Source organism: Butyrivibrio sp. NATIVEDY162, assembly GCF_045999815.1.
Taxonomy (GTDB): domain Bacteria; phylum Bacillota; class Clostridia; order Lachnospirales; family Lachnospiraceae; genus Butyrivibrio.
The window spans coordinates 2,144,608-2,160,000 of record NZ_CP172573.1; the positions used below are offsets into that span (position 1 = coordinate 2,144,608).

Here is a 15,393-nt window from a genome sequence, read left to right on the forward strand (position 1 = left end):
ATTTAACATATAAAAACTAATAGTAGATTATTATAAACTTTTTTATATAGGGAGGGCATCGCATGAAAATCGAACGCGTTAATGATTGTCAGATTCGATGCACACTCACAAAGGAAGATCTCGCAAGCAGAGAGCTGAAGATCAGCGAACTTGCATACGGGACAGACAAGGCTAAGGACCTGTTTCGCGATATGATGCAGCAGGCCAGTTACCAATTCGGATTCGATGCAGAGGACATTCCGCTGATGATCGAAGCTGTTCCGATTAATTCCGAGTGCATCGTTCTCATTATAACCAAAGTAGAAGATCCTGAGGAGCTTGATACCCGTTTTGCCAATTTCTCCCCCTCACTTCAGAGTGAGATCACAGGAGATGACAACGAGGACGAGACCGAGGAAGATATTATGGATCTTTTCCAAAAATTGAAAAATGAATCCCCTGCAGAGGCTAAGAAGGTTTCAAAGAATGTGGATCCGTTTTTCCTCTTCTCTTTTGGTTCCATGCACGATGTAATGCAGTTTACATCACTTAATCAGGTGAATGTTTCTGTGAGAAACACATTGTACAAAAATGAATCAAACGGCAGATTGTATCTTCTGATTCACCCTGATAACGAATCTGCCACTGTACTTCAGAAGCTCTGCACACTTTTGTCAGAATATGGCAGATCTGAGTCTTCTAATTCTATCAGTGAGCAGTATCTGAATGAGCACTATACAGTGATCATCAAGGATCAGGCGATTCAGAAATTGTCTCAGGTTTAAGTTTTAATTTTAAAAATAGCGGCATGAAATTGTTAGTTTTAAATTAACATTTTCATGCCGTTTTTTAGTACACAAATGGCAAGAAAAGAATGTCGCTTGCGACATTCTCGCGCCGAGCGCGGTTGCAGCATGCAACATATTCCTTTCGCGCGAGTGCGCATCCTCACGGAGTGTTTTTTATATCATAGGAAAGCAATTTCCTATGATATAAAAAAGGCTTCGGAGATTTCTCTCCGAAGCCTTAATTGGTTCATAATAAGTTTTTGCTCTTATTACAAATTATTTTGAATAAAGAGTAACGAGCTTGTTCAGGTAGTCAAGACGCTCCTGAGCGTTCTCCTTAGACTTAGCATAGAGCTTCTGTGCTCTCTCAGGATTCTTGAGCTTAAGTGAAAGGTATCTAACCTCACCATCAAGGAAGTCCTGATACTCTTCTGTAGGAGCCTTGCTGTCAAGTGAGAACTTCTGCTCTGCAGCAGGATTGAATCTGAACATATGCCAGTATCCTGTAGCAACTGCCTTCTTCTCTTCGTCCATAACCTTGTTCATGCCGGCCTTAAGACCCTGGTTGATACAAGGAGCATAAGCGATGATAAGTGAAGGTCCCGGATATGCCTCAGCCTCTGCGATTGCCTTAAGTGTCTGGTTCATATCAGCACCCATAGCGATCTGAGCAACGTATACATAACCATAGCTCATTGCGATAGAAGCAAGATCCTTCTGCTTGATTTCCTTACCACCTGCAGCGAACTGTGCAACAGCACCTGTAGGAGTAGCCTTTGAAGACTGTCCACCTGTATTTGAGTAAACCTCAGTGTTAACAACGAGAACGTTTACATCCTTACCGGAAGCAAGTACGTGATCGAGACCACCGAATCCGATATCGAATGCCCATCCGTCACCACCGAAGATCCACTGTGACTTCTTAGCAGCAAAGTCTTTGTTCTTAACTACATACTTAGCAGCATCTGAGCTGTCACCTGCAAGTGCGGCTACGAGCTCTTCTGTAGCAGCTGTGTTTGTAGCACCGTTTGTGAATGTATCGAGATACTTCTGAGCTGCATCCTTTGCAGAACCGCCAGCTGCAACGATCTCTTCTACCTTCTCCTTGATAGCATCACGGAGTGCGTTCTGTGCAAGAACCATACCGAAACCAAACTCAGCATTATCTTCGAACAGTGAGTTATCCCATGCAGGACCCTGTCCCTTAGCATTTACTGTGTAAGGTGTTGAAGGTGAGGAGTTACCCCAGATTGATGTACATCCTGTAGCATTAGCAACGTACATTCTGTCACCAAAGAGCTGAGTAACAAGCTTAACATAAGGTGTCTCACCACAACCTGCGCAAGCGCCTGAGAACTCAAGGAGAGGCTGCTTGAACTGTGAACCTCTGATTGTTGTCTCTTTAAGCTTCTCAACAACTTCTGTCTTAACAGGAGTCTTAACAGCATAGTCGAAGTACTTCTGCTCATCCTTGTTGTCAGCGATAGCGCCCATCTTAAGTGTCTCGCCTGCCTTGTTACCTACGCAGACATTAGCACATGAGCCGCATCCTGTACAATCAAGTGCAGAGATAACAACTGAGAACTTGTATCCGGGAACTCCGTTGAGATCCTTTGTCTGAAGTCCTTCAGGAGCCTTAGCAACTTCGTCATCTGTAAGAGCAACTGTTCTGATTGCAGCGTGAGGACAAACGAGTGAGCAGAATCCACACTCTACGCACTTTGTAGCATCCCACTTCGGAACGTTAACTGCAATACCTCTCTTCTCGAATGCAGCTGATCCACTAGGTGTAGAACCATCAACATAAGGAAGAAGATCTGAAACCTTAAGAGTGTTACCTTCCTGAGAATTAACCTTGCTCTGGATGTTGTTAACGAAATCAACAACGTCCTTACGATCGCCCTTAGCTTCTGTGAACTCAAGGCCTTCGTCCTTAGCATCTTTCCAGCTCTCCGGAATCTCAACCTTGATGAGGTTCTTCGGATCAGCACCGGCATCGATAGCAGCCCAGTTCTTCTTAACGACATCTTCACCCTTACGGCCATATGTCTTCTGAGCAGCATCCTTCATGAACTTGATAGCATCATCTTCAGGGATGATCTTTGTGATGTTGAAGAATGCAGACTGAAGGATTGTGTTAATTCTTGTAGGACCCATACCTACTTCAACACCGATCTTAGAACCGTTCATGATGTAGAAGTTGATCTTGTGGTCATACATGAACTTCTTAACCTGCCCGGGGATCTCAGCCTCGAGCTGATCTACTGTCCAAGGGCAGTTAAGAAGGAATGATCCTCCATCAACAAGTTCCTGAACCATGTTGAACTTGCGGATGTATGAAGGATTGTGGCAAGCTACAAAGTTAGCCTTCTTGATGAGGTAAGTAGACTTGATAGGAGTCTTACCAAATCTAAGGTGAGACATTGTAACACCACCTGACTTCTTAGAGTCATAATCGAAGTATGCCTGAGCATACATGTCTGTGTTATCACCAATGATCTTGATGGAGTTCTTGTTAGCACCAACAGTACCGTCAGCACCAAGACCCCAGAACTTGCAGTTTGTTGTTCCCTCAGGAGTTGTAACAAGGGGAGCACCAGCATCAAGTGAAAGATGTGTAACATCATCATTGATACCGATTGTGAACTGCTCTTTATCTGTATTGTTGTAAACAGCAACGATCTGCTCAGGAGTTGTATCCTTGGAACCAAGACCGTAACGTCCGCACATTACAGGAACTGACTCAAACTTTGTGCCCTTAAGAGCTGCGATAACGTCAAGAGCAAGAGGCTCACGGTATGAACCGGGCTCCTTAGTTCTGTCAAGAACTGCGATTCTCTTAACACTTGCAGGAATAACATCAACAAGAGCCTTAGCATCGAAAGGACGATAAAGTCTAACCTTAACAACGCCGACCTTCTGACCCTTCTTAGCAAGGTAATCAATTGTCTCTTCAATTGTATCGTTTACGGAACCCATAGCAATGATGATTGTCTCAGCATTTGCATCTCCGTAGTAGTTAAAGAGCTTGTAATCTGTTCCAAGCTTAGCATTAACCTTGTCCATGTACTTCTGAACAATTGCAGGAAGCTCATCATAACCTGTGTTGCAAGCTTCTCTTGCCTGGAAGAAGATATCAGGGTTCTGAGCTGAACCCATCTGACGAGGATGATTCGGGTTAAGAGCGTTAGCCTTGAACTCGTCAATTGCCTCGTGATTTACCATCTCATCGAGATCCTTGTAATCCCAAACTTCGATCTTCTGGATTTCGTGTGATGTACGGAAACCATCAAAGAAGTTAATGAAGGGGAGCTTGCCCTCGATAGCAGCCATGTATGATACAGGTGTAAGATCCATAACTTCCTGTACACTTGAGCTGCAGAGCATTGCTGCACCTGTCTGGCGACATGCATAGACGTCAGAATGATCACCGAAAATGTTCAGCGCATGTGAAGCCACGCAACGAGCTGATACATTGAACACACCGGGAAGGCGCTCACCAGCTACCTTATAGATATCAGGGATCATAAGAAGAAGTCCCTGTGATGCAGTGTAAGTAGATGTAAGTGCACCTGCTACGAGAGATCCGTGTACAGCACCTGCTGCACCTGCCTCTGACTGCATTTCTGTAATCTGTACTGTACGACCGAAGATGTTCTTCTTGCCGGCAGTAGCCCACTCATCAACATGCTCAGGCATAACTGATGAAGGTGTGATCGGGTACATGGCTGCAACTTCGGTAAATGCATATGAAGCATAAGCCGCAGCCTCGTTGCCGTCCATGGTTTTCATGTTTCTTGCCATTTGTATTCCTCCTACCTTTTAATAAAATTGTAACCACAGGGGCAAAGAAAAAACCGGAATTCCTGTGACTACTTGGACTTGGATTTCCAGGATAGGCATGTTAAGCTTTTACACACCTATACCGTTAAATCGCTAATCTACGCACTACGCGCAATTTAAATTCTAACATTGTGATTTATCAAAGTCAACGTAATTACTGTATTTCCACGCATTTCCTTTGATAATTTTTCTAAACAAAATTACGAAAATATAAAAAGAATAAAGCTTTTCTAAAGTATCACTTTACAGATAAAAGTTATCGTTAAATTGCTTGCGAAAAACAAACAATTATATTATCATATCTTTTGTAGTAGGTAATATAGATTGGTAACGGCTAATACCAATTGTTTCACGTATTACTAACTTTTATTTCAGGAAGGAGATTTTTGATATGGCATACGTTATTAGTGATTCTTGCATCAGCTGCGGATCATGTGCAGGTCAGTGCCCTGTTTCAGCTATTTCTCAGGGAGATTCTCAGTTCAACATCGATCCCGATACATGCATCGACTGCGGTTCATGCGCAGCTCAGTGCCCTGTTTCAGCTATTTCTCAGGGCTAATTGCATATTTGCAAATGAAAAAGAAACTCCGTAGCATTTACGCTTCGGAGTTTTTTATTTTGCTTTTTTAAAATTTTATTCTTGCGCACTTCTCCTGGAAGGCTCTAAGTTTGCAAACTTTGTAAATTCAGGAAGCCATGCCAGCTCAACAGTTCCGATAGGGCCGTTTCTCTGCTTAGCGATGATTATCTCCGAAACACCCTTTCTGTCAGTATCCTTGTTATAGTAGTCATCACGGTATATAAACATAACCATATCCGCATCCTGCTCGATAGCTCCTGACTCACGAAGGTCTGACATCATAGGTCTGTGATCAGGTCTTGACTCAACCGCACGGGATAGCTGTGACAGCGCAACAACCGGCACATTAAGCTCACGGGCAAGCGCCTTTAAAGATCTTGAAATCTCTGATACTTCCTGCTGTCTTGACTCGGCAGACCTTTTTCCGCTACCACTCATAAGCTGCAAGTAGTCGATCATTATGATGTGGAGATTGTGCTCCATCTTATATTTTCTGCACTTTGACTGAAGCTCCTGAATTGATATACCTGGTGTGTCGTCAATTATCAGGTTTGACCTTCCGATCAGGTCCGCACTCTCTATCAGGTTTTCCCAGTCCATATCTGTCATATTACCTGTTCTTATGTGCTGCGAATCAACATGCGATTCCATAGACATAAGACGGTTTACCAGCTGCTCCTTTGACATTTCCAGCGAGAAAACCGCAACCGTTTTTCCCTGATGAAAGGCCATATACTGAGCAATATTAAGAACAAATGCCGTCTTACCCATTGAGGGACGAGCCGCTATAAGAATAAGGTCCGATGGCTGAAAACCGGCTGTTCTGTAATCAAGGTCCGTAAATCCTGTAGCAAGTCCTGTTACAGTTCCCTGCATCTTGCTGGCCTGTTCAATCTTATTCAGTGCATTCATGACAATCTCACTGATCGGAACAAACTCACCACTATTCCTTAACTGAGTGATCCTGAAAATTTCTTTTTCAGTGTCCGTCATAAGATCAGCCAGATCCATATTATCGTTATAGCAGTTGTTTATTATGTCACCACAGGAATGAATAAGCTCTCTAAGCTTACTCTTTTCATGAACGATCTCTGCATAGAACTTTACGTTTGCAGAAGTGGGAACCGCCTCGGCCATTCCCAGAATATAGTTCATATCGTAAACCTGCGGCGGTGCATTCTTTTCCTTAAGGCGGTTCTGAAGCGTTATCCCGTCAACCGGTGTTCCCTCCTTATGGAGCTCAACCATGGCTTCAAACAGCATACCCAGCTGTCTGTTATAAAAATCGTCTCCGGAGATAATCTCAGATGCCACCTGAATCGCATCCTTATCTATGATCATGGCACCAACCACCGACTGCTCAGCCTCAAGGCTGTTCGGCATGGTGCGCTGGATTACATTTTCTTCAGGCATATCAAGCCTCCGTTACAGAAACCTTAAGAGTGGCAGTAACCTGAGGATGAAGCTTTACCGGAACCTCAGTAGTACCAAATGTACGGATAGGCTCAGGGAGCTGAATCTTCTTTTTATCGATGTCAAAACCAAACTGTTTCTTAGCTTCCGTAGCTATCTCCTTTGAAGAAACAGAACCGAAAACTCGTCCGCCCTCACCGGCTTTCATTGTAAGACGAACTGTCGCCTTCTCAATTTCCTTGGCATATTCCTGCATCTTCTCAAGAAGAGCCTGCGCATCACGGGCATCCTTTGCCTGATGATTTTTAAGATTAGTCAGATTAGCCTTAGTAGCTTCAACTCCAAGCTTTTTAGGCAAAATGAAATTTGAAGCATATCCATCGCTAACCTTTACGATATCACCCTTTTTTCCAAGAGACTTAACGTCTTCTAACAAAATTATTTCCATATTGCACTCCTCCGTTTTGTTTCTGATTTATAACTGTATTTTTGTCAGTATTTTGACTATTTTTTTACTATTCTTTTGAATATATTATTTACTGCACTCTTGACTATGTTGTTTACTGCACTTTGACTATGTCGTTTACTGCACTTTTATTGTATTATTTACTCTATTCTATGTCTGATTTTTTTGCCTGTATCATGAGAGTTCTCCGGCTTCAATCATACTGTCCAGAGTGCTCTTTATCATGTTGATAGCTACCTCTGTGCTTATACCTTCAAACTGGCATCCGGCTGAACTTATATGGCCACCGCCTCCAAGCTTCTCCATAATAATCTGAACATTAACTTCATCAATTGATCTGGCACTGACATAGATCTGATTCTGGTACTCCGTAAGAGTAAAGCTCGCCTTTACACCTTTGATATTCAGTAGCTCATTTGCGGCCTGCGCAGCCACAATTGTAGGACTCTGAACCGCCTCTGTTGCACACACGGAAATGGCATATGCCCCTCTGTAGATTTCAGCCTGTCCGACAGCGTCTGCCTTTACCTTGTATTCTGTCGCATCTTCTCTGAAAAGTTTTCTTACTCTTGTAACATCAGCACCGTTTCGTCTAAGGAACGCTGCCGCTTCAAAAGTTCTGACACCTGCCTTATTCATGAAGTTGTTGGTATCCACAACAATTCCCGAATACATACTGTCAGCCTCTTCAGGCCTTATCTTAACTGCCTCATCAATATACTGAAGGATCTCGGAAACCATCTCACAGGCACTTGAAGCATAAGGCTCAACATATGACAGAGTCGCATTTTCTATGACTTCTGCACCCTGTCTGTGATGATCCAGTACCACAATGGTCTTACAGAACTTCAAAAGTTCAGGGCACTCTGTAATACTTGGTTTATTGACATCGACAACAACAAGCACCACGTTATTGCCTGCAATATCTATCGCTTGCTGGTTACTTATTATCATATCCGACTCATATTCCGGATTATCTTTGAAAAGATCAACCAGAGGCTTCATCGAATTAGTCACATCATTTAAGACTATATGACATCTTCTGTCCAGAGTCTTGGCAATCCTGTAAATACCCACAGAAGATCCAAAACTGTCCACATCACCAAGCCTGTGCCCCATTACTATGACGGTATCTTTTCCGTTAATGATTTCCTTAAGAGCATGTGCCTTAACTCTCGCCTTAACTCTTGTACTCTTTTCAACCTTCTGGCTTTTTCCTCCAAAGTACATTATCTCATCAGGAGTCTTAACAACAGCCTGGTCACCGCCTCGTCCAAGAGCAACATCAATTGCGTTCCTTGCAAACTCATAATTTTGCGCATAGGACAATCCATCAAGACCGATTCCTATACTAAGAGTAACTGCCATCTCATTACCGATATTAACTGTCTTAACATCCTCGAGAATGTCAAAGCGCACTTCCTTCAGATATTGCGCGGATTTTTTAGGCATAACAATGAAGTACTTATCCTTTTCAATCTTCTTTGCAATACCATCACAGGTCGCAATATACTTATTTATCTTTCTGTCAATAAGAGCTGTCAAAAGTGATCTTCTGACTTCCTCAACGCTCTCAAGCGCCTCATCATAGTTATCTATATAAATAAGACCTGCTGCAAGACTCTGAGAATCCACCTCGTTTATTGCAAGCTTAAGCGCCGTCTCATCAAACAGATAAACAGCTATCAGATAGCCCTCATATCCATCGGACTCGATTATGTCACTGTTTATTGCCATCTCCTCAAGAGATATCTTCTTCATCTTGAGTGTGTAAAAATACCCCTCAAACTCCACATCCTGATGAGTCTCTTCTTCTCCTGAAGGAAACTTCTCCGGTGTTACATTGGGAAAAAGCACGGATATGGATTTATGAAAACCTTTCTCCTGATGTGTTGCCTTCTCAAAGGCAGCATTTGTCCAAATTATCTTACCGGTATCATCAAGCAGCGCATGAGGCAGATCAAGCTCTCTAAGCAGTCTCTTTTGAATCTGGCCATATTCTGTAGCAAAGCTTACAAGCTCATTCATAATGATCGGCTTATTATAAAAGTCCAGATATAAGACTGCCATAAAATACAGAGCTGCAAAAGCAGCTACAATAAGCCCTGCCGTGAAGTCCACTGTAAATACAGCAATCATCACAAGTGCAAGAAGTACTCCAAGATAAATAAATATTCGAAGAAATGTCTTAAGTTTTCCCTTTAGCCTGATTCTACTCTTTGGCATAACTATTTTCTCCATCTTACAATGGTTATGTGCATATATCTTATCATAACATAAATAAAAAGCTCTTTAAATCTGATTCAAAATATACGATGTTTTTATCTCTTATTTTAGAAAAAAAGACACTTCCTAGAATCTCTTCTAGAAAGTGTCTATAATATACCTATTCTGATTATATCAGTAGCTGCTATTACTCTGCTTCGTAGGGCATGAGTGCAAGGTGTCTAGCACGCTTGATTGCTGATGTAAGCTCTCTCTGGTGCTTAGCGCAGTTACCTGTGATACGTCTGGGAAGGATCTTTCCGCTTTCGGAAACAAACTTCTTCAGCTTAGCTGTATCTTTATAATCAATAACATTGTCTTTTCCACAGAAAACACAAACTTTCTTTCTTCTGTGCATACCACCTTTTCTTCTTACAGGAGAATCGGTTCTATCAGACTTATTGAAAGCCATTGTGGTACCTCCTTATCGAATTTCAGTTGACATCACCCTTACGATTATCAAATGATATCCTATCATGGGTGAAATTAAATCAATTAATTAAACGGAAGCTCTTCATCAATTCCATCAGGAAGATTGATGAAACCATCACCACTATTGTTGCTACTGGGAGCATCAAAAGTCGGTGCCGGTGAGCCACCTGAGAATCCTGCATTAGCGCCTCCTGCATTCTTGCTCTCAGCGAATTCATGATCCTCGACTACAACTTCTGTAGTGTATACTTTCTGACCATCCTTATTGGTATAACTACCTGTCTGGATACGGCCTGTGACGGCAATCTTAGTTCCCTTTTTCAAGTATTTCTCAGCAAATTCACCATTCTTGCCAAACGCTACGCAGTTAATAAAATCTGCTGTCTGACCATCCTGGTTATTTCTGTTAAATCTTCTGTCTACTGCAAGTGAATATCTTGCAATTGCAAGAGAACTCTCCCCTTGAGAATATCTCACCTCAGGATCTCTTGTTAAACGTCCCATAAGTATAACTTTATTCATATCTTTTCTCGTCCTTTACTATTTAGGCCTCGTCCTGCTTAACAAGCAAATAACGAATGACGCCATCGACGATGCGGACACGCTTCTCGATATCAGCGGGTGCTGTAGGCTCAGCGTCGAACTGTATGAAATAGTAGAAGCCTTCGTTCATCTTCTCGATTTCATAAGCGAGCTTTTTCTTGCCCCACTCATCAACATTTGTGATCTGTCCGCCGAATCTCTCGATCAAAGCTTTGCACTTGTCAACAGCTGCTGTTCTGGCGTCGTCTTCGATCTTTGCGTTAACGATAACGGCTAACTCATATTTTGTCATGCTTTCTTACCTCCTTTTGGTCTCTGGCTACCATTTTCAGTATGGTAACAAGGAAATTATCACAGAGATAGACTTTACCACAAAATATGAAATCTTGCAAGCAAAAATATGCCTTTTTATGATAGTCAGAATTCACTTTGAATATACTGACAATTCCCAATCCTTACATTTCTAATCACAAAAAATTAGCGGTTCAATTCTTTATAGCTGTCCAAATACTTCCCCTATAGGCCCCTGGATCACAAGATCCGCCTGAGAATCTCTTGTAGTTGCCTGCTTGTTTATCAGTACAAGCTTATGCCCCCGATAATAGTCAATAAGACCTGCGGCAGGATAAACAACAAGTGAAGTACCACCTATTATAAGCACGTCTGCATTTGCAATATAATTCACAGCCTTACTCATGACGTCCATATCAAGGCCTTCTTCATATAGTACAACATCAGGCTTTATTCTTCCGCCACATTCACAGTAAGGAACGCCTTCACATTCAGCCATATAATCAAAATCGTAGAATTTACCACATTTTTCACAGTAATTCCTATGAACGCTACCATGAAGCTCGAGAACTTCCTTGCTGCCTGCAGCCTGATGCAGTCCATCTATATTCTGTGTAATTACAGCCTTAAGCTTACCTTGCTTTTCCCATTCAGCAAGCTTAAGATGTGCTTTATTTGGTTTTATCCCCTTTACCAAAAGCTTATCCTTATAGAATCTGAAAAATTCCTCCGGCATTCGTACATAAAAACTATGGCTTAACATCTGTTCAGGTGGATATTTATAGTGCTGATGATAGAGACCGTCCTCGCTTCTAAAATCAGGAACTCCGCTCTCAGTAGATACACCGGCTCCGCCAAAGAAAACAATATTGTTACTCCCATCTATCAATTCCTTCAGTTCTCTGATCTTATCATCCATAGTCTGTCACCTCACTTATCAATAAAGCGCATCGTACTTTTAAATCCTGAGCAAATTGGAAAATCTTAAATCCTTCCTTATCGGAAAATCTTAAAAACCTGTCTTCTTTATCCGAAAACCTTAAAAACCTGCCTTCTTTAAAAGATCTGCAAGAGATGTAGTAGCCTCGCCTTCACTCTCAAATTCAATCTTCTCTTCAGTAATCTCAGTAGCTGCTATATCCTGGAGAGCCTTCATGCTAAGACTTAACTTACCGTCCTTAATAGCTGTTACCTTTACCTTCACCTTATCGCCAACCTTAAGTACTGCGCTGGGATGAGCAATTCTCTGATTGGAAATCTGAGAAATATGTACAAGACCTGAAAGTCCGTTACCAAGGTTAATGAATGCACCATAATCCTGAAGGCTTTCAACTGTACCCTCTGTCACAAGACCAACTTGAACATTTGATACCTTCTGTGCTCTCTCTTCATCAGCCTTTTCTCTGAGAATCTCCCTAGCTGAAAGAACAAGTTTCTTATCTTTTTCGTCGGCTGTAATGACTCTTACTTCCAGTTTTTTACCTACAAAATCCTTAAGAGCATCCTCTTCTACATAGTTGAGGGAAAGCTTTGATGCCGGTATGAATGCCCTAATACCTTCGAGGAAGCATACAACACCACTTTTTACAGCTTCACTTATAGTGACAGTTACATTTTCCTTACTGTCCATAAGAGCCTTAAGCTTATCCCATGCAAGAATCTGCGTAGCTTCTTTCTTTGATAAAAGAATATTACCATTACCATCATCTGTAGCTACTACAGTTGCTTCTATCTCATCTCCAACCTTTATATCAGTTCTGATATTGAACTTGGGATCATCGCTTAAATCTTCCGCCTTAATCACACCCTGTGTATAGTACTTGATGTCTAAAAGCACATACGTATCTTCCACACCAATTACTGTACCTGTGAGTATATCCCCCTCTTTAATCTGTCTAAAAGATCTGTCAATCTCGTCCTTAAAGTCTTCCATTGATTCCATTTTTGTTACTCCTCCCCTTTTCTACAAATATCTTTTTTAATTTTACACCCTGAAACGCCATATTTAAATGCTAATAAACGAATAAAGCCTTAAATGCCTTATGACATTTAAGACTTGATATTAAAGGTGACTGACGGATTTGAACCGACGATCAGGGAGTTGCAGTCCCACGCCTTACCACTTGGCTAAGTCACCATAATGACTCCGACGAGGCTCGAACTCGTGTTACCGCCGTGAAAGGGCGATGTCTTAACCACTTGACCACGGAGCCGTATATTTCCTGCCTCGCAGGCTTCTTTTATTGTTTAACTCCGTTAAACGAGCTCCCCAAGTAGGACTCGAACCTACGACACTTCGGTTAACAGCCGAATGCTCTACCGACTGAGCTATTGAGGAAAGCAAAGCCTCACGTTTTAAAGGCTTAACAATGATCTGCATGCTTGCATGCAAGGCATTGTTAAGTATTTAAAACACGTGACGCAGCCACACACTTGGGATTGCGCAGCAATCGCAAGGGAGGATTTGCAAAATTCCGTACCTTCAAAACCGAACACTGAACACATCTTGATCCGCTTTTTTGTTCTATATCCTTATTGGACAAGCCCTCGACCTATTAGTACACATCAGCTGAACACGTTACCGTGCTTACACCTTGTGCCTATCTACCTCATAGTCTCTAAGGGGTCTTACTGCTAAAAGCAGGGATATCTCATCTTGAGGGGGGCTTCACGCTTAGATGCCTTCAGCGTTTATCCCTTCCGGACTTGGCTACCCAGCCTTATGCATCTGGCGATGCAGCTGATACACCAGCGGTCCGTCCATCCCGGTCCTCTCGTACTAAGGACAGCTCCTCTCAGATATCCTACGCCCGCGCCGGATAGGGACCGAACTGTCTCACGACGTTCTGAACCCAGCTCGCGTACCGCTTTAATGGGCGAACAGCCCAACCCTTGGGACCTGCTACAGCCCCAGGATGCGATGAGCCGACATCGAGGTGCCAAACCACTCCGTCGATGTGAACTCTTGGGAGTGATAAGCCTGTTATCCCCAGGGTAGCTTTTATCCGTTGAGCGATGGCAATCCCACTTTCATGCCACCGGATCACTAAGTCCTACTTTCGTATCTGTTCCACCCGTCGGTGTCACAGTCAGGCTCCCTTCTGCCTTTGCACTCTTCGAATGGTTTCCGTCCATTCTGAAGGAACCTTTGAGCGCCTCCGATACCCTTTCGGAGGCGACCGCCCCAGTCAAACTCCCCGGCAGACATTGTCCCCGGACCGGTTTCACGGTCCTTGGTTAGAAACCCAGTACTATAAGGGTGGTATCCCAACAGCGACTCCGCTGCAACTGACGTCACAGCCTCTCAGTCTCCCACCTATCCTGTACATACAGTACCGAATCCCAGTATCAACCTGGAGTAAAGCTCCATGGGGTCTTTCCGTCCTGGCGCGGGTAACCAGCATCTTCACTGGTACTTCAATTTCACCGGGTGCATTGCCGAGACAGTGCTCAAATCATTACGCCTTTCGTGCGGGTCGGAACTTACCCGACAAGGAATTTCGCTACCTTAGGACCGTTATAGTTACGGCCGCCGTTTACTGGGGCTTAAATTCAAAGCTTCGCTTGCGCTAACCTCTCCTCTTAACCTTCCAGCACCGGGCAGGCGTCAGCCCATATACCTCACCTTTCGGTTTCGCATAGACCTGTGTTTTTGCTAAACAGTTGCTTGAGCCTCTTCTCTGCGGCCTGCTCTCGCAGGCTCCCCTTATCCCGAAGTTACGGGGACATTTTGCCGAGTTCCTTAACAATGCTTCTCCCGCCGGCCTTAGGATCCTCTCCTCATCCACCTGTGTCGGTTTACGGTACGGGCTGATGATACGCAATAGTGGCTTTTCTTGGCAGTACGTCCATGTGCTTCACTACTCTCAGTTCGCTCCCCCTTGCGGGACCGGGTTTTCCTTTCCCGGCTCACACTTTCGTCCTGCGTCCCCACAGTTTCTGATATCATCAGGTGCAGGAATATCAACCTGCTGTCCATCGACTACGCCTTCAGGCCTCGCCTTAGGTCCCGACTTCCCCAGGGCAGATCAGCTTTACCCTGGAATCCTTGGATATTCGGCCTGGAGGATTCTCACCTCCATCTCGCTACTCATTCCGGCATTCTCTCTTCACAGCGCTCCATCGCTCCTTTCGGTACGACTTCGACGCCCCTGTGAATGCTCCCCTACCGATCTTAAGTACCCGTAGATACTCAAGATCCCCAGGCTTCGGTGTCGTGTTTCAGCCCCGGTAATTTTCGGCGCAGGACCTCTCGGCTAGTGAGCTATTACGCACTCTTTGAATGTGTGGCTGCTTCTGAGCCAACATCCTAGCTGTCTGTGAAATCCCACATCCTTTTCCACTTAACACGCACTTTGGGACCTTAGCCGTGGATCTGGGCTCTTTCCCTTTTGACTGTCCAACTTATCTCGTACAGTCTGACTCCTGTTCTTATCCTTACTGGCATTCGGAGTTTGATAATCTTTGGTAAGCGGTGAAGCCCCCGCGGATATTCAGTGCTCTACCTCCAAAAGGAATGATACAGGGCTAGCCCTAAAGCTATTTCGGGGAGAACCAGCTATCTCCGAGTTCGATTGGAATTTCTCCCCTATCCACACGTCATCTCCACCCTTTTCAACGGATGTGAGTTCGGACCTCCACAGCCTTTTACGGCCGCTTCATCCTGCACATGGATAGATCACCCGGTTTCGGGTCTATGTTATGTGACTTTCGCACTGTTCACACTTGGTTTCCCTTCGGCTCCGGACCTTAGGCCCTTAACCTCGCCGCATAACATAACTCGCCGGACC

11 protein-coding genes, 3 tRNA genes and 1 rRNA gene (1 of these 15 only partly in view) are annotated in these 15,393 nt (G+C 43.7%); 2 read left to right on the forward strand and 13 right to left on the reverse strand.

Annotated elements, in window-relative coordinates; genetic code table 11:
- Window positions 1-62 precede the first annotated feature (62 nt).
- Window positions 63-764: an adaptor protein MecA gene (locus tag ACHCNF_RS09325; RefSeq protein ID WP_408069542.1), complete on the forward strand. Its 702-nt coding sequence runs from the start codon at window positions 63-65 to the stop codon at window positions 762-764.
- 279 nt (window positions 765-1,043) lie between these two features.
- Here ACHCNF_RS09325 and nifJ read toward each other — a convergent pair whose 3' ends face one another.
- Entirely contained in the window at window positions 1,044-4,571 is a 3,528-nt protein-coding gene (gene nifJ, locus ACHCNF_RS09330) for a pyruvate:ferredoxin (flavodoxin) oxidoreductase (RefSeq protein ID WP_408069543.1), read from the reverse strand.
- Between the two features lie 430 nt (window positions 4,572-5,001).
- Between nifJ and ACHCNF_RS09335 the strand changes: the two genes are divergently transcribed.
- Window positions 5,002-5,172, forward strand: a complete 171-nt coding sequence (locus ACHCNF_RS09335; RefSeq protein ID WP_022760404.1) for a 4Fe-4S ferredoxin — start codon at window positions 5,002-5,004, stop codon at window positions 5,170-5,172.
- 75 nt (window positions 5,173-5,247) lie between these two features.
- Here ACHCNF_RS09335 and dnaB read toward each other — a convergent pair whose 3' ends face one another.
- The 12 genes from dnaB to ACHCNF_RS09395 all read right to left on the reverse strand — a co-directional run.
- Complete coding sequence (gene dnaB / locus ACHCNF_RS09340) at window positions 5,248-6,606, reverse strand: replicative DNA helicase (protein WP_408069544.1); 1,359 nt, start codon at window positions 6,604-6,606, stop codon at window positions 5,248-5,250.
- A gap of 1 nt (window position 6,607) precedes the next feature.
- Window positions 6,608-7,054 (reverse strand): 50S ribosomal protein L9, encoded by a 447-nt coding sequence (gene rplI, locus ACHCNF_RS09345; protein ID WP_408069545.1) that lies wholly within the window; start codon window positions 7,052-7,054, stop codon window positions 6,608-6,610.
- A gap of 192 nt (window positions 7,055-7,246) precedes the next feature.
- On the reverse strand, window positions 7,247-9,298 hold the full coding sequence (locus ACHCNF_RS09350) for a DHH family phosphoesterase (RefSeq protein WP_408069546.1): 2,052 nt from the start codon (window positions 9,296-9,298) through the stop codon (window positions 7,247-7,249).
- Window positions 9,299-9,485: 187 nt separating this feature from the next.
- Window positions 9,486-9,749, reverse strand: coding sequence for a 30S ribosomal protein S18 (rpsR, locus tag ACHCNF_RS09355; protein WP_022763528.1), 264 nt, complete (start codon window positions 9,747-9,749; stop codon window positions 9,486-9,488).
- Window positions 9,750-9,832: 83 nt separating this feature from the next.
- Window positions 9,833-10,291: a single-stranded DNA-binding protein gene (locus ACHCNF_RS09360; protein WP_408069547.1), complete on the reverse strand. Its 459-nt coding sequence runs from the start codon at window positions 10,289-10,291 to the stop codon at window positions 9,833-9,835.
- A 22-nt stretch (window positions 10,292-10,313) separates the two neighbouring features.
- Window positions 10,314-10,604, reverse strand: coding sequence for a 30S ribosomal protein S6 (gene rpsF / locus ACHCNF_RS09365; protein WP_026657701.1), 291 nt, complete (start codon window positions 10,602-10,604; stop codon window positions 10,314-10,316).
- A gap of 201 nt (window positions 10,605-10,805) precedes the next feature.
- Window positions 10,806-11,522, reverse strand: a complete 717-nt coding sequence (locus ACHCNF_RS09370) for an NAD-dependent protein deacylase (protein WP_408069548.1) — start codon at window positions 11,520-11,522, stop codon at window positions 10,806-10,808.
- 120 nt (window positions 11,523-11,642) lie between these two features.
- Window positions 11,643-12,545, reverse strand: a complete 903-nt coding sequence (locus tag ACHCNF_RS09375) for a S1 RNA-binding domain-containing protein (protein ID WP_408069549.1) — start codon at window positions 12,543-12,545, stop codon at window positions 11,643-11,645.
- Between the two features lie 124 nt (window positions 12,546-12,669).
- Window positions 12,670-12,740 (reverse strand) — tRNA-Cys (locus ACHCNF_RS09380).
- Window positions 12,741-12,744: 4 nt separating this feature from the next.
- Window positions 12,745-12,816: transfer RNA gene (locus ACHCNF_RS09385), tRNA-Glu, on the reverse strand.
- A 52-nt stretch (window positions 12,817-12,868) separates the two neighbouring features.
- Window positions 12,869-12,941 (reverse strand) — tRNA-Asn (locus ACHCNF_RS09390).
- Between the two features lie 197 nt (window positions 12,942-13,138).
- Window positions 13,139-15,393: ribosomal RNA gene (locus tag ACHCNF_RS09395) — 23S ribosomal RNA — on the reverse strand (it continues 604 nt past the right edge of the window).

What these genes read in the sequence shown, in the direction of transcription:
- ACHCNF_RS09325 (WP_408069542.1), top strand. Translation starts at nt 63, where the DNA reads ATGAAAATCGAACGCGTTAATGATTGTCAGATTCGATGCACACTCACA.
- nifJ (WP_408069543.1), bottom strand. Translation starts at nt 4,571, where the DNA reads ATGGCAAGAAACATGAAAACCATGGACGGCAACGAGGCTGCGGCTTAT.
- ACHCNF_RS09335 (WP_022760404.1), top strand. Translation starts at nt 5,002, where the DNA reads ATGGCATACGTTATTAGTGATTCTTGCATCAGCTGCGGATCATGTGCA.
- dnaB (WP_408069544.1), bottom strand. Translation starts at nt 6,606, where the DNA reads ATGCCTGAAGAAAATGTAATCCAGCGCACCATGCCGAACAGCCTTGAG.
- rplI (WP_408069545.1), bottom strand. Translation starts at nt 7,054, where the DNA reads ATGGAAATAATTTTGTTAGAAGACGTTAAGTCTCTTGGAAAAAAGGGT.
- ACHCNF_RS09350 (WP_408069546.1), bottom strand. Translation starts at nt 9,298, where the DNA reads ATGCCAAAGAGTAGAATCAGGCTAAAGGGAAAACTTAAGACATTTCTT.
- rpsR (WP_022763528.1), bottom strand. Translation starts at nt 9,749, where the DNA reads ATGGCTTTCAATAAGTCTGATAGAACCGATTCTCCTGTAAGAAGAAAA.
- ACHCNF_RS09360 (WP_408069547.1), bottom strand. Translation starts at nt 10,291, where the DNA reads ATGAATAAAGTTATACTTATGGGACGTTTAACAAGAGATCCTGAGGTG.
- rpsF (WP_026657701.1), bottom strand. Translation starts at nt 10,604, where the DNA reads ATGACAAAATATGAGTTAGCCGTTATCGTTAACGCAAAGATCGAAGAC.
- ACHCNF_RS09370 (WP_408069548.1), bottom strand. Translation starts at nt 11,522, where the DNA reads ATGGATGATAAGATCAGAGAACTGAAGGAATTGATAGATGGGAGTAAC.
- ACHCNF_RS09375 (WP_408069549.1), bottom strand. Translation starts at nt 12,545, where the DNA reads ATGGAATCAATGGAAGACTTTAAGGACGAGATTGACAGATCTTTTAGA.